We start from the raw sequence: 14,562 nt of genomic DNA, 5'->3' as shown, positions 1-14,562 counted from the left end.
TTGCGGGATTAAACACGGCAAGGTTGCCACGCTTATGGGTCAAAGGAATACCACTTTATGAAACGTTACCTAATTCCATTAGTTAATCAGATTGCTTTACTGATGATACTACTGGGCATGTTGGGGTTGGCGGGCATGACGATTTCGTCATGGATGGCTCAAAGCATTCAAGGTAATGCGCACGCTATTAATAAAGCGGGTTCTCTGCGTATGCAAAGCTACCGGCTCCTTTCCATGGTGCCGCTAGATAAGGGAGATTTGCCCTATCTGGCGGCGCTGGAGCAAGATAAAACCAGCGGTGATCTACAGCTCGCACTCCAGCGGGAGGGCTTAACCCAGCAATATCAGCAAATCGAACGTTACTGGCAAACCACCTTAAAACCACAACTGCTGCAAGCTAAACAACCCGATGATGTTGCTACCAATGTGGCCGATTTTGTTCACCAACTAGATGCATTGGTGCTTGCTATTGACCATAAAACTGAGCAACGTCTATTGCTAGTGACCATGATTCAGTTAGTTTTTATTGTGCTGACTCTGGGGCTGATGATCGCCACTATTTATTATCTCCGTCGCCGTTTATTGCGCCCATGGATGCAATTGATCTCAATGGCGAATGCTATCGGACGCGGTGATTTCAGCCAGCGCTTCACTCAGCCCTATCAGCGAGACGAAATGGGGATGCTAGGAACGGCATTAAACCGCATGTCACAGGAACTTTCTTTAATATACAGTGACCTGGAGCAGCGCGTTGCCCAGAAAACGGCTGATTTACAACAGAAAAACCAAGTTTTGGCTTTCCTTTATCATAGCAGCCGCCAGTTGCATACCCACCAGCCGCTCAGCGAACGTTTGGTGCCCGTGATTGAGCAATTACAAACCCTGACACCACTGGAAAATGTACAAATTTGTCTGTATGAAAATCACCTTTACCGCTCGCAACTGACTGATACTTTAGATGGTGAATATTTACCACCACAAAATCGCCCAACACAATTAACCATTAGCGGTTCATCTATTGTTACGGATCGTGCAGTATCACGAGAATCTCTGAGTTGGAGTTTGTCCGATAAGCTGGGTCAATATGGTTTATTACTGGCAAAGCTCCCTTCAGAAGCGCCGCTCAATTCAGATCAGCAACAATTGGTGAATATGTTAGTCGAGCAATTGACCAGCACACTGGCACTGGAAAGTCAGGCCAGACATCAGCAGCAATTACTGCTGATGGAGGAGCGTTCCGCTATTGCCCGCGAACTGCATGACTCCATCGCTCAGTCACTTTCTTGTCTGAAAATACAAATTAGCTGTTTGCAAATTCAGGTTCCGGACTTACCAGAACCCAGTAAGTTATTGATTCAGCAAATGCGCGATGAACTGAATACCGCCTATCGCCAACTGCGTGAGTTACTCACCACTTTCCGTTTGAAACTCAATGCAGCGACATTACAGGCCGCACTTCAAACGTTGGTCAATGAATTCAGCGAGCGCAGCAACTTGCCTATTACACTCGATTTCAACTTAACGTCGGATGCGGTTCCTAACCATCAAGCCATTCATATGGTTAATATCGCGCGGGAAGCACTGAATAATATTTATAAACATGCCCACGCCAGTCAGGCCGCCGTCAACGTCATGAGCGAGCAAAATGATGTCGTCATGTCAATTATCGACAATGGTTGTGGGATTGGCCAAGCCAGTAAGCGGCCAAATCATTACGGTCTAATGATTATGCAGGATAGAGCCGCCAGCCTGAATGGGCATTGTAATATTCGCCAACGGGAGTCAGGCGGGACAGAAGTCCGAGTGCGATTTACCCCAAACAATAATGATCTTGACTGACTATTTTGTCAGAATCGTCAGGCCATTTTACTCATGGACTAAATTTCGTAATCAAGCACCACTTCATCTACCGCTTCCGCCAGCACTTTCTCTTTAATGTCATGCAGAGAAAGTGTTGGATTGCACAGCTGGATAAAGAACCAGATAAAGTTACGTTGTAACTGCCCCCGTTTTAACCCTAACCATACCGTATTAGCATCAAACAGATGCTCAGCATTGAGCCGCACCAGACCTTTGTCACGGTGTGCTTCATAAGACATATCTGCCAGAATACCTACCCCCATGCCCAGCTCGACATAGGTTTTAATGACATCAGAATCCTGTGCGCTGAGGGCTATATCGGGGGTTAATCCTGCATTTTTAAACGCATTATCCAGACGTGAACGCCCAGTGATCCCTTGTCGGTAGGTAATTAATGGCAAGGTGCTCAAGGTTTCCAGAGTAATGTTCGATTCTTGTGTTAATGGGTGATTTTCTGGCACCACAATCGCGTGGTGCCAGCGATAATAAGGAAACACCGCGACGGATTCATCACTCATCAATAATTCAGTGGCAATGCCAATATCAGCCTCACCGGATTGCAACATCGCGGCAATTTCTTGCGGATTTCCCTGGCTAATCACTAACTTGACCTGCGGATACAACAAGCGAAACTCTTTAATCACCCGCGGTAAGCTATAACGCGCTTGCGTATGTGTGGTCGCTATATGTAGCTGCCCGCTATCATTATTGCTAAATACATCTGCCAGGCGGCGTATTTGGTTGGCATCATTTAACATACGTTCCGCGACGGTCAGTAACTCTTTGCCCGGCTCAGTCATCCCTAACAGCCGTTTTCCGCGTCGGATAAAAATCTCAATGCCCAATTCTTCTTCTAACTCGCGGATATGCCGGCTGACACCGGACTGCGAAGTAAATAATGTATTCGCGACTTCTGTCAGATTGTAATTGCAACGGGCTGATTCCCGAATAATTTTAAGCTGTTGGAAATTCATACTAAGCCCCTTTCATTTCATTCTGATTGATATACCCAAAGAATCTGGCGTTACAGATAGGCGGTGAGTGAACATCACCCATAATGCTGCGGCGGCTTCAAAGTCCGAGGGGTAGAAATAGATTTACGGGGGATAGGCATGACAAACAAATACAAAAAAACCGTTGCTTATGTTTTTTTGTACTAAGCAAAGTGAATGGCAACCGTGAAAAGGTGTCTTTAGACACGAATTTGAGAAATAGCCTTATTTTTCAAAAAAATAAAGATTTATACAATATGACAAATTTGACTCAGCCTGATGCTCAAAAATAAAATCGGCTATAATAAATAACTTTTTAATATAGCGCCTTGCCCTGCACCCGCAGCAATCAATGCCGCCTTGCGCGTTTCTTCTATTGTTCTTATGCGACTTGTGTTTATAAAAATTACTTTCATGCAAATAATTATCATTAAGATTTATTGGTGATATAGTTCATTCCTTATAAAACACCATAAAATCAGAAGGAGAGACTGTGACCACAAAATCAAGCACAGCAACCTCAGCCCCCCCTAAATATCGTCCAACCCCTCCGCGGCTGGTGCAGGTAAAAAAGGTGGCCGACACTTCCCCACATTTGCGGCGGATCACCTTCCACAGCCCAACACTGCATAACTACCCAGGAGATTGTGCTGGAGCGCATCTGAAAGTCTTCCTGCCATTAGCCCATCAAACACAGCCGGAATTACCGGTTCTTGGCGAGAAAGGCCCGCAATGGCCGGCAGCAGATGTGCGCCCCATTGTTCGAACCTATTCTGTCCGCGCCATCCGTCCTGAGCTTTGTGAGATAGACATTGAATTTGCCCTTCATGACCATCGCGGCCCAGCAGTAGATTTTGCTCGTAATGCTAAAGTGGGGGATTGGATGGGGATAACTAACCCCGGTGGGCCTGAAACCATGCTACCTGCGGCGACATACAGTTATCTGGTTGGGGACCCTTCCTCACTGCCCGCCATCGCCGCATTGCTGGAAACGCTACCTGCCAATGCGCAAGGACATGCCATTATTCGTGTCGATACTCCGCAAGATGTCCTTAATCTGGTGAAACCGGCGGGTGTTGAACTGAGCTGGGTCATTGGCGGTACCGAGAAAACCGATGATGTTGTCACCCAGTTCTGCGCACTGGATTTGCCGATGGAAGAAGCGACATTTTGGCTGGCGGGTGAAGACCGGATGGTCGTGCAGCTACGCCGTTACCTGCGCCGTGAAAAAAGCTGTGATCGCCAACAACTCTATGCGGTTCCTTATTGGCGTGAAGGTCTGAATGAAGAGAATTATCATCACAAACGCCATGAAGTAATGGACAATATTGACGACTAGATCTCATTAATATCTGTAAAATCAATGGACATTACTTTGTCGTGTCCATTTTTCTGGTTCTTTTTTTGCCTTTCCCCGTTAAAACCTTGTAAATTTCCTGCGACAATTCCCTGTTATTTGTTAGTCTTAAAGCTACTTAGCCTGCAATACGGCACTTAATTATCGTTAAATGGCTCTAATGCCCATTTAGCGCAGTAAAGTTATTAGGAGCGTGCTCGAAATGAAGTCGCAAAATGATCCTGGCCGATCTAAATCTCGCCATCACGAATATTCTCTTCTTCTGCCTATTTTTGCGCTGGTTATCCTTAATATTTGGGGAGATACCAGCAATTTTGCGGCCATTATCGTTATCAACCTGATTGCACTGGTCGGTATTCTGAGCAGTGCTTTCAGTGTCGTTCGTCATGCTGACGTTCTGGCACACCGTTTGGGCGAACCTTATGGCTCATTAATCCTCAGCCTATCCGTAGTGGTGCTGGAGGTCAGTTTGATCTCGGCGATGATGGCAACAGGCGACGCTGCCCCCGCATTGATGCGCGATACACTCTATTCCATTATCATGATTGTTATCGGGGGATTGGTCGGGGTGTCCTTGCTGCTCGGTGGGCGTAAATTTGCTACCCAACATGTCAATTTGGTCGGTATTAAACAGTATCTGATGGCTATATTCCCATTAGCTATCATTGTGTTGGTATTGCCCAGCACTCTGCCAGACGGCAGTTTTAGTGTGGCACAATCACTGGTTGTCGCGGCAATTTCAGCCGCGATGTACGGCGTTTTCCTGCTGATTCAAACCAAAACTCACCAAAGTTTGTTTGTCTACGAGCATGAAGACGAAGGTGATGACCCGAGTGACCCTCACCATGGTAAACCTTCATCTCACAGTAGCCTGTGGCACACATTGTGGTTGTTAGTTCATTTGGTGGCGGTCATCGCGGTGACCAAATTTGATGCTAACCCATTGGAAGCACTGCTGACCGAGTTAAATGCACCGGCTAAATTTACCGGCTTCCTGATTGCCTTGCTTATCCTGTCACCAGAAGGGTTGGGAGCATTAAAAGCGGTACTGGCGAATCAGGTACAGCGGGCGATGAACCTGTTCTTCGGTTCGGTGCTGGCCACCATTTCACTGACCGTGCCGGCGGTAACCTTAATTGCGGTACTGACCGGGCAAGAGCTGAACTTTGGTCTGGAAGCACCGCATATCGTGGTGATGGTCAGTGTCTTGATTCTGTCGCAAATCTCATTTTCTACCGGTAGAACCAACGTACTTAACGGCACCGCGCATTTGGCGCTGTTTGCCGCTTATATGATGACTATCATGCTGTAGCAGCCATTGTTGGTAGATATATCTCCGAAAGGGGATAAGCAAAGGGCAAGTGCTTATCGCACCTGCCCTTTTTTATCGGGTCATCTATTCATAATCTTGAGTTATGAATAGGCATTCAAAGTGTGCTGGCAGAGCGCAGAGCGGACACAATCCTGCTTATCAAAGCGGATGATGCCAATCATTTCATCCTCAGCAAAGCGCTCCAGTGCGTCGCTGAGACCTGATTTCACGCCACGCGGCAGGTCACATTGGGTGATATCACCATTAACGATGACCGTGACATTTTCACCGAGACGGGTCAGAAACATCTTCATTTGGCTGGCGGTCACATTTTGTGCCTCATCGAGGATCACCACCGCATTCTCAAAGGTACGCCCGCGCATATAGGCGAAAGGCGCAATTTCAACTTTACCGATTTCCGGCCGTAAACAATATTGCATGAAAGAAGATCCGAGTCGGCGCAGCAGAATGTCATACACCGGGCGGAAGTAAGGCGCGAATTTTTCAGAAATATCACCAGGCAGAAAGCCCAAATCCTCATCTGCCTGTAACACTGGCCGCGTCACTATTATCCGATCAACTTCTTTATGAATTAATGCTTCAGCGGCCTTGGCCGCGCTGATAAAGGTTTTACCACACCCCGCTTCACCGGTGGCGAAGATGAGTAGTTTACTTTCTATGGCTGATAAGTAATGACCTTGAGCTTCTGTACGCGCCTGAATAACGGAGGTATCACGGCTGTCCCGCGCCATACCTATTGATTCAACACCGCCCATTTGCACTAACGATGTCACGTTTTCTTCCTCACGCTGGCGATGGCTACGTGAATCACGTCTAATGACGCGTTTAGCTTCACGACGAGCTTTGATCACTGCTTTCTGTCTTCCCATAGTGGCACCTTTCAGTTTGATTCAACTACCGCCGAGCAAAAATTACCCGCGCGATGATGTTTCACATTCAGATCAGGTTTTGGCTTCCTTTGCAGCCAATAATAGCCAATGAAAATGCGAATAAAGTTAGCACCCCAGCCCAATAGCCGGATGAAAACAAAATCGCAAGGGAGTGATGACGTGATATTGATACTGAAAACAAGGATGACGAAAATGCGAGAATTTTAGAGTCGGAGGGAAAGCCCTCGTAACAACGAGTTGCTTGATTGAAACTTTGGTTTTGTCTTAACAGCCCAATCATGGACTCTACCATTAGCGATCCCCGCAGTGATAAACAACAGCCTAAACTATAATCAGCTTAAACAGTGCACCGTGTGAAAAATACCGCCAGATGATTACAGTATAATGACACTCGTAAAATTCGCGATATCAAAATGTAAAAAAATATAACACTTTCATTTGCTCATTTTTTACTCTCATTACTTTTTATATCACGCGATACTATTAACTCTCCCTTAGTTGCCAGCATTAAACCGGCTTTGTTATTTCGCCCTTACTTTTTTTGTTTATTTTTTAAGCAAGGACGATAATTAAAAATAACCCAAATAGACAATAAGATAGCGTTAATCTTAATTAGTTTGGTAACCACTAGCGGCTGATTCGTAAATCCTGCAAACGTGTCTTTTGCTTGCCTTCATTATCAAAGTTATCTTTCGCCAACCAATCATTAAATGCCTGCTTAATGAGCGGCCATTCACGGTCAGTGATCGAGTACCAATTAGTATCTCTATTACGCCCTTTGGTCACAATTGCCTGCCGAAATTGCCCTTCATACTGAAAACCAAATCGTATTGCCGCGGCATTTGAAGGCCCATTCAATGAATCACATTTCCACTCACAGCGGCGATAACCTAATTTGTCGAAGACATAATGTAATAGCAAATAGATAGCTTCAGTGCCGGCTGAATGACGTTTTAAACGCGGTGACCAATTCACTGAACCAATCTCAATCACACCATTTTTTTCATCAATTCGCTGTAGGCCAACCGTCCCCAAAGCTGCACCAGATTGCGCCTCTACGACTGTATAGTGGAAAGCATCTTGAGCATTAATTAATGTTTGCAGATATTGCTGAAAATCCGCTTCACTTTCTGGCCGCTCACAATAAAAATAGGTCCAATCACTCGTATCGGCGGCCATGTGGTAGGCCTGATACAAAGATATTTCATGTTTATCTGAATCCACGGGAACCAAGTGGCAAAAATTCCCCGGTAAATCGTCTGATTGAGGTCGCAGTGCAGATTGCCAATGCGGCAACTCTGCCCCAATAATTTGTCCGAAATGATTTTGATTCACTGTATGCTCCGGTTGTCACGTCACTGTCAGAAGAATATCAAAAGGTTATCACTGCCATAATGTCTAAGAAATCATAGCAATATATGAGCCAAAGGGGTAAATGAAAGCGGAGTTTTATAGAGTCAACCAAGGGGAGTAACATAAAATAAGTTCTGAATACCCGATATAATTTAGCAATCAGGTATTCAGAGAAAAATAACTCTTAGCCTCGGCGTAAATTAACCACCGGCGCAACGGTGGGCAGTTGTAGCCCTTCTTTGACTTCCAACAGTTGCCCGTGTTCATCGTTATACAATGTGAGACAAGAGCCCGCTTTTAATTGCGCAATAATCTCACTCGACATTTCCATGCTATTCGCCAGTTCTTCATCATCCAAATGAGGCCGATGCCCACGGCGCTCAACTTGAAAACGCACTTGGTTATATTTGGCCCAGACAATTAGCACGATGGCATTAAATGCGGCAATGGCTGCATACAAGACTAATGTCGTCAGGCCGGCCAGAATATACATTCTGAATGGAGCCGGCCCCATATTCGGGGCTCGATGGATCATATCCAGAAAACCCTTTACAAACAGGAAGATAAAACCAAACCAAGCTAAAGCCGTAATAATAATGTCAATCAAGCGCGGGATAAGCCGTTGCTCGGTATGAATCAGAAGTGTACTCATGGTTTAACCCTCCCGATGCCGCGGTCTGGGCTTATCCAGCGCGCACGTTTACGTTTGGTATTCAGCATGACTTTTGGGAACGAGACCACGGTGGTGAACAAGCTCAGCATCCAGTACACCATCGGATACCAGATGATCCAAAACAGTGAACTGCCCAATTTAGGTTCATAGCGCCGTTCAATCACCAAACTGATAGCAAACTGCAACAGACAAGTTAGCGCCAATACCATCCCGGTAAATGCAGGCGGGAAGATCGTTTGCACATGAATTCCCGGCGGCAATGTTATCACCGTCCCCAGCAGGAACAGGATGATGCTGAACAGATAAGTAAAGGCCCAAGTGATTGACAGTGAATATTCCAGGAACAATAGCCACATCCGGCGATTACGCCAGCGCCATAACTTGAACATATTCTTCAGGAAAACTTCCGCCCCACCCTGTGCCCAACGCAGGCGTTGTTTCCACAAACCACGTAAAGTTTCTGGCATTAAAATCCAGCACAAGCCCCGGGGTTCAAAGAACACGGACCAATGCCTTATCTGAAGTTTCCAACTGATATCAATGTCTTCAGTGATCATGTCTGGGCTCCAGTAGCCCACATCTGCCAATGCTCTGCGACGAAAAGCCGCTACCACACCGGAAACCGTGAAAACTTGCCCATAAACGCGTTGAGTTCGTTTAATCAACCCAATGATAGAAGAAAATTCCCCCACCTGAACTCGGCCAATCAAGGTGGAGCGCGTGCGGATACGCGGGTTCCCCGTCACGGCACCCGTCCGTGGATTGGCAATCATCGGCGCAACCAGATAAGGCACGGCATGCTTGTCTAGCAAGGCGTCACCATCAATACACACCAGATACTCACTGCGCGCGGCAGCGGTTCCCATCCGTAAGGCAATGGCTTTGCCTTGATTATGGGCCAAGTGAATAACACGCAGACGAGGGTCTTCGACCAACATGGCATCCAGCACTTGTGCCGTGTTATCGCTGGAACCATCATTGATAGCAATGACTTCAATATTGGTATAACTCTGTGCCAATGCCGCGTGGATAGTTTCCCGTGCATTCTCCCCTTCGTTAAAGCAAGGAATGAGAATGGAGACCAACGGATTGCCTTTCAGCTCCGGGGGGGGAACATCATCGCCCCACGCCCAATGTCTTTCTCGACGAAACCAGAAATAGACCCCGCCCGTTATCCAGATACCGGACATAAAGAGCGGATAGAAGAAGACAAAATTCAGCAACACGTCGCCGGTAAAGAGCAAGATCATGCCCGCAGGGATACTCAGCACCAGGCATAAGATGAGTAATGCAATAATTCTATCGATCATATAAAGGGTACCAGGCAGAAGATAGCACAGGGCGGACATCTTTTAGCGGTGGTTCGCCAGTGATAAAGTTATCCGGATAGTAACCAAAATTTTGCGCGCCATTTAACTGCAACTGGCGCATCCATCCCGCCAGTATTGGGCCGCTGATGGCATTGTTGCCCTCAGGTTTGGTCCAGTCCTTTGATTGCAGTTCAAATACAGTTTTATCCAGGGCACCGGGGCGCTGCGCAACTTTATTGACCAATTGCGCGAGCCACTCATTAGACTGGGCTAAGGGCACCTTCTCCATTAACGGCATTGCCATCGGGGCAACCCAATCATAGTTCGCCAGAAAATCATCAAGATTCTGCGCAAACCATGCTTCGCTTTCCGGTTCTAAAATCGGCATCGCGAACATATTACGGGCTGATTTGACTTGCGGGCCACGGACATCACGTACCTGCCGCGTTAGCTCATTGGTGAAATCAATCAGATATTGACTCTTATAACGCGTCCAGCGCTGCATCGTCTCAGGATCTTGGCGGATAGTGGCAATAGATCCTGGGAAGCCGGCTTTTTCATAAGCCCGAATGGCGTCCGGTGAAGCATCTTCAAAATCAGACATCACGGCATCATCGTGATAGAGCACGCCGTCAATCGGGGCGCTATAAGCCATATCACGATAAATATCTATAATGCGCTGCCGGACTTCTGGGTTGAACGGCGATAAGCGGCGATATTGGTCTGGATCGATACTGGTTTTACCGGTTTTCGGATCAATTCGCGTCACTCGGGGCAATGATGAATCCATCTCGAACGCCAACACCGGCATCCAGGCATAGACTTTGACATCTGGCCGTGAAGCCAATTGCCATGCAACCCGGTTAAATAGGTCTTGGCGCATCGGTATCCAACGGTTAGGGAAATAAACCTGCCGAATATTGCCATCCCCTTTGGGATCAGAAAAAGCTTGTAAAAACACCGTGGTAACACGCAAGTCAGCAATGCGTTGCACCAATTTGTCGAGGTTCTGCCGCTCCTGCTCTGGGTCGGGATCATAGAGATAATCCAAATCAACATGCGCCACCCGCATGATGTCTTTTTCCTGCACCGAGGTGATGGTCAGGGCAAAATCTTTTAATGACGGGTTATTACTGATCAAAATACGCGGGATATTCATCAGGTCATTGACGTTGCCAATGCCCGGCTCTAACGTCATCGCCAATTGATAACCCTGCTGACGCAGAATATTTAATACTGTGCCATTCGCCGCGCCATAGGGCCAAACCCATACACGCGGTTGTTTGCCGGTCGCTTTTATAATGCGCTCGGTTATCAAAGCAACATCTTTTTCCATCCGCTGCTTAAAAGCGGCTTCTGTTTCATAGGTTTTTGTTTTTGCATCATAAATCAGGTTGGCGGCGGCTGGCTCAGTATTACCTTGCGGGTTAGCCAGCGCCCCATAGTGGGATGCATAAGTATGTGCGCCAATTTCCACCAGCCCTGATTGAGACATTTCAGTTATCTGTTTCCAGGTGGCGAAACGATCACGCGGCGTGCTTAATCCCCCAAAATCGACATTTTTATTGGCCGGTGTATCCAGCCAGATCCCTACTGGCGCGAGCACGCCATGCCAGTTATAGGCTTTTAATAAGGGGTAAACACGGCGATAAAAACTGCTATAGCCATCATCGAAAGTGAGGAGAACCGCTTTATTCGGTAACGCGGGGCCGCCATTACGCGCCGCCAGGATCTGATCAACAGAAACGACGTTGTAACGGTTATCACGTAGCCAGGCAAATTGCTCGTTCAATGCGCTGGTACGAGCGGCTAAATAGCGTTGGTCAGCTTCATCATCTTCAATGTCATGATAAGCCACCACCACAAAGGTATTTTTTTGCCACGGCCTTTCGCTTTGCGGTAAGGCACGTTGAGCCGGAGGAACAAAAACCGGCTTCTGTGCATAACAGACCGAGGCCAGCGTTATCATTCCTACTATCAATATTCGAATAAAAAATAGTATCTTCGCCATAGCGACTTTCCCTTAGAAACGGTAATTCAAATCGAAAGCAAGTGAGAGGTCATGCTCGCGGGCACCATCATAGGGCCGCTTGTCATAGGTCACGGCTACGCCGGTATCAACCACATCATTCCATTGAACTCGCTGCCCATAACTTGCCGTGGTAACTAAACCATTACCGTAATTTTTCTCCCAGTAGCCCCCTACACCCATCTGCACTTGCTGGCTCCAGATAGTTTTATAATGGCGATACATAATATGATTCAGGGTCACCGCAGGGAGATAAGTGAAATCCCGTTTCGGGTTGTAATAAATCACATCTTCTTTGGTGTTAGTGCTTGCCGCCAATCCTAAATTGAAATCTGCCGTCAAATAGGGGCCAGTCCAAATGCGCTGACGGCCATTAAGTTCATATTCCCAGCGGTTATTCCCATCGGAGAAACGTGACGGCGTCACGCTTAGTTCTGCATCACGGCGATCATCCGCTTTCCAGAACACATAAGCCGAGGCACTGTTGGCCGAGATATTGTTTTTCATCGCACGCAGCGGGGTATCCTTGGCCAATCTTTCGACCTGACCGCCGACCCGCCAATGATCATTAAAATCGTACCAAGTTGATAAACGCGCGCCGGTCTTATTACCAAAACCGTAATTTTGATTATTCACTTCACCTTCAACCCAGATATCACGCGAGGTCCACTCCCCCCGAGGCGGGTGACGCGGTTGATCCCAGTGCCCTCTTCAAATTGTCCATTGTTATAGCTCCCCCCGCCAAAAACGCGCCAGTTTTCAGCGATAGGACGGCTATACAACAGCGTTTCAAAACCATAATCTTTATTGCCACTCACGGGGCTATTGGAGGAAATGGTGCGGTTGCCACTCACACGCAGTTCATACATATTATGAACTTTGCGTTGCCGGTCTAATTCCTGCGACGGAACATCCTCTGGAGAGCGGGCAATCACATCATCAGTTAACAATTCCATCTGATGCCATTCTTGCAAATCCATCGCTGTTTCCGCTTGAGCGCGCTCCAAAATAAGGCTGCGCGGTTCTAATGACTCGACGGCTTTCAATTCTTGTTCTGCTTTACGTGGCCAATCACGGGCCAGATACACACTGGCCAAGGCAATTCTTAAATCCTGATTCGCCGGTGCGGTACTGGACAACTCTGTCAGTTTTTTTTGTGCTGCGGGCAAATCATTGAGTGCCACTAAAGATTGGACATAGAGAGTTTGTGCTTCAACCCAATCAACATTCGGTTCTTTACCTTTCAGGCCGTAAAGCCCTATTTGATAAGGTGTTTGCTCACTAAAATTTTTAGCAAACTGATGTGCTCTATCCAACTGCTCACTTTCATTCAGCGCATAATAGAGATCGTCGGCATCAATCACATCGTCACTATTACGGAATGTTTTGCCGTCGGCGTAATACAGGCTGGTCAGAATGGTGGCGGCTTTTTCCGGCATCCGGCGATCAATATAAGCAGAAGCCGCCCAGCGCCGGGCATAATCAGGCATTTTGTAGCCCTCCGCTTCCATGCTTTCATATTCTTTAATCAGTTCTTCGGTATGGCGGCGAACTAATAATGCTCCGAGCCTATCAATACGCGCCCGCTGATAATCTTCCTGTGCTTCAGGTTCTTTGCTCCACCGAGCTAATAAATCCTGATAATCCGCCAATGCTTTATCCGCGATATAAAAACGCTCAGCTTCGCTACGGGTTGGCAACACCGCCATGCGAACCTGTTCCGCAGCGGCATCCCTCTCAAGTTGCCGATATTGCCCCGCGGTGACTAATTTGGGATTTTCTTTAGCAAGCTGTAATGCAGGGTCCGCAATACGATTTCTTTGCAGAATCTCGAGGTGATTTTTTAATACTTCTTCAGATTCAGGCGCTAATCGCACCGCCTCACTAGAAGCCTGTAATGCATCATAATTACGATTGGTGGCCCGGTTCAGATAAGACAGGGTCATATAGTTTTGCGCTGAAGGGTTGCGGTCAGCTAACTCCGTTGCCTGTTGTAACGCCGCACCACCACGGCCTGAATCCGCCTGTGTCATGATCATGCCGGTGATAAGATCAGGGTTAGTGGGGTCTTTCTTTAAACTGCTTTGCCACAGTGCCAGAGCTTGATCCCAACGTTTTTCATTACGATAAGCACGGGCCGCAGAAGCCAGGCCACGTGAGGAGAGATTGATTGAAGAATGGTATCTTTCATAAACGTCTATAACTTCCTGATCGCGCCCGGCCCACCCTGCAATTTGCAGCCAATCATCAACTTGACCGCTATTAAGTGGCCCTGCTTTAGATTCTTTTTGTAAATAATCAAGAACCGGTGCGGTATCCCCTGCTCTGGCTTTGATGATTAATGAATCATACTGTGTATCTGCCAAAACGGGATTAACCGAAAAGCCGGAAATTAATAGCGCTAATAAAGTCATTCTGTGCCGGTGCAACGGGCGCAGCAGTGTTGTAAATGCGTTATACATTATATAACCCTTAAGCCAGCAACTTGTTTGATTTTCAAGAAAAGCAACTTCACGAACGTCTATTTTTCATTATGGAATCATGATGAAATGAAGCCCTTGGAATGTATTACAGCATGTTACATAGGATAGTTGAAAGAAAATACTATTGCCGAGTTATTACAGAACATTGTTATTCCAGAGATTAATAGAGGTGAAAATGGAATATAGACGTTATTTCAGATCGCTTTAAGATTATTCTTAGATAAATATGCTTCAAAAAGGCAAAATTTAAAGACTAAATATTTTTACTAAGTCAATCCCACG

At 46.8% G+C, this 14,562-nt stretch carries 10 protein-coding genes and 1 pseudogene; 3 read left to right on the top strand and 8 right to left on the bottom strand.

Going from position 1 to position 14,562, the window contains the following annotated elements; all coding sequences use genetic code 11:
* Positions 1-57: 57 nt before the first annotated feature.
* On the top strand, positions 58-1,839 hold the full coding sequence (gene narX / locus DX162_RS15140; protein WP_004390770.1) for a nitrate/nitrite two-component system sensor histidine kinase NarX: 1,782 nt from the start codon (positions 58-60) through the stop codon (positions 1,837-1,839).
* Between the two features lie 38 nt (positions 1,840-1,877).
* Here the strand turns inward: narX and cbl are convergent, their stop codons facing one another.
* Positions 1,878-2,834, bottom strand: coding sequence for an HTH-type transcriptional regulator Cbl (gene cbl / locus DX162_RS15135; RefSeq protein WP_004390771.1), 957 nt, complete (start codon positions 2,832-2,834; stop codon positions 1,878-1,880).
* Between the two features lie 511 nt (positions 2,835-3,345).
* Here cbl and DX162_RS15130 point away from each other — a divergent pair.
* Both DX162_RS15130 and chaA read left to right on the top strand, forming a co-directional pair.
* Positions 3,346-4,191, top strand: coding sequence for a siderophore-interacting protein (locus DX162_RS15130; RefSeq protein ID WP_032819905.1), 846 nt, complete (start codon positions 3,346-3,348; stop codon positions 4,189-4,191).
* Positions 4,192-4,411: 220 nt separating this feature from the next.
* Positions 4,412-5,521, top strand: a complete 1,110-nt coding sequence (gene chaA / locus DX162_RS15125; RefSeq protein WP_004390774.1) for a sodium-potassium/proton antiporter ChaA — start codon at positions 4,412-4,414, stop codon at positions 5,519-5,521.
* A gap of 101 nt (positions 5,522-5,622) precedes the next feature.
* Here chaA and phoH read toward each other — a convergent pair whose 3' ends face one another.
* From phoH to pgaA, 7 genes and pseudogenes are all read right to left on the bottom strand, one after another.
* On the bottom strand, positions 5,623-6,411 hold the full coding sequence (gene phoH / locus DX162_RS15120; RefSeq protein WP_005169005.1) for a phosphate starvation-inducible protein PhoH: 789 nt from the start codon (positions 6,409-6,411) through the stop codon (positions 5,623-5,625).
* Between the two features lie 67 nt (positions 6,412-6,478).
* Entirely contained in the window at positions 6,479-6,724 is a 246-nt protein-coding gene (locus tag DX162_RS22855) for a hypothetical protein (protein WP_032819906.1), read from the bottom strand.
* Between the two features lie 335 nt (positions 6,725-7,059).
* Positions 7,060-7,767, bottom strand: coding sequence for a GNAT family N-acetyltransferase (locus DX162_RS15115; protein ID WP_032819907.1), 708 nt, complete (start codon positions 7,765-7,767; stop codon positions 7,060-7,062).
* A gap of 202 nt (positions 7,768-7,969) precedes the next feature.
* Positions 7,970-8,437, bottom strand: a complete 468-nt coding sequence (pgaD, locus tag DX162_RS15110) for a poly-beta-1,6-N-acetyl-D-glucosamine biosynthesis protein PgaD (RefSeq protein ID WP_032819908.1) — start codon at positions 8,435-8,437, stop codon at positions 7,970-7,972.
* On the bottom strand, positions 8,434-9,768 hold the full coding sequence (gene pgaC / locus DX162_RS15105) for a poly-beta-1,6-N-acetyl-D-glucosamine synthase (RefSeq protein ID WP_115155870.1): 1,335 nt from the start codon (positions 9,766-9,768) through the stop codon (positions 8,434-8,436). The genes pgaD and pgaC overlap by 4 nt, the downstream gene beginning before the upstream one ends.
* Positions 9,758-11,779: a poly-beta-1,6-N-acetyl-D-glucosamine N-deacetylase PgaB gene (gene pgaB, locus DX162_RS15100; RefSeq protein ID WP_098080824.1), complete on the bottom strand. Its 2,022-nt coding sequence runs from the start codon at positions 11,777-11,779 to the stop codon at positions 9,758-9,760. The genes pgaC and pgaB overlap by 11 nt, the downstream gene beginning before the upstream one ends.
* Before the next feature lie 12 nt (positions 11,780-11,791).
* A pseudogene (gene pgaA, locus DX162_RS15095) lies at positions 11,792-14,259 on the bottom strand (poly-beta-1,6 N-acetyl-D-glucosamine export porin PgaA).
* Positions 14,260-14,562 lie beyond the last annotated feature (303 nt).

The organism is Yersinia kristensenii (genome assembly GCF_900460525.1).
Lineage (GTDB): Bacteria > Pseudomonadota > Gammaproteobacteria > Enterobacterales > Enterobacteriaceae > Yersinia > Yersinia kristensenii.
Note: the sequence above shows the minus strand (reverse complement) of the source record. Positions and strands in the feature narration are given on the sequence as shown.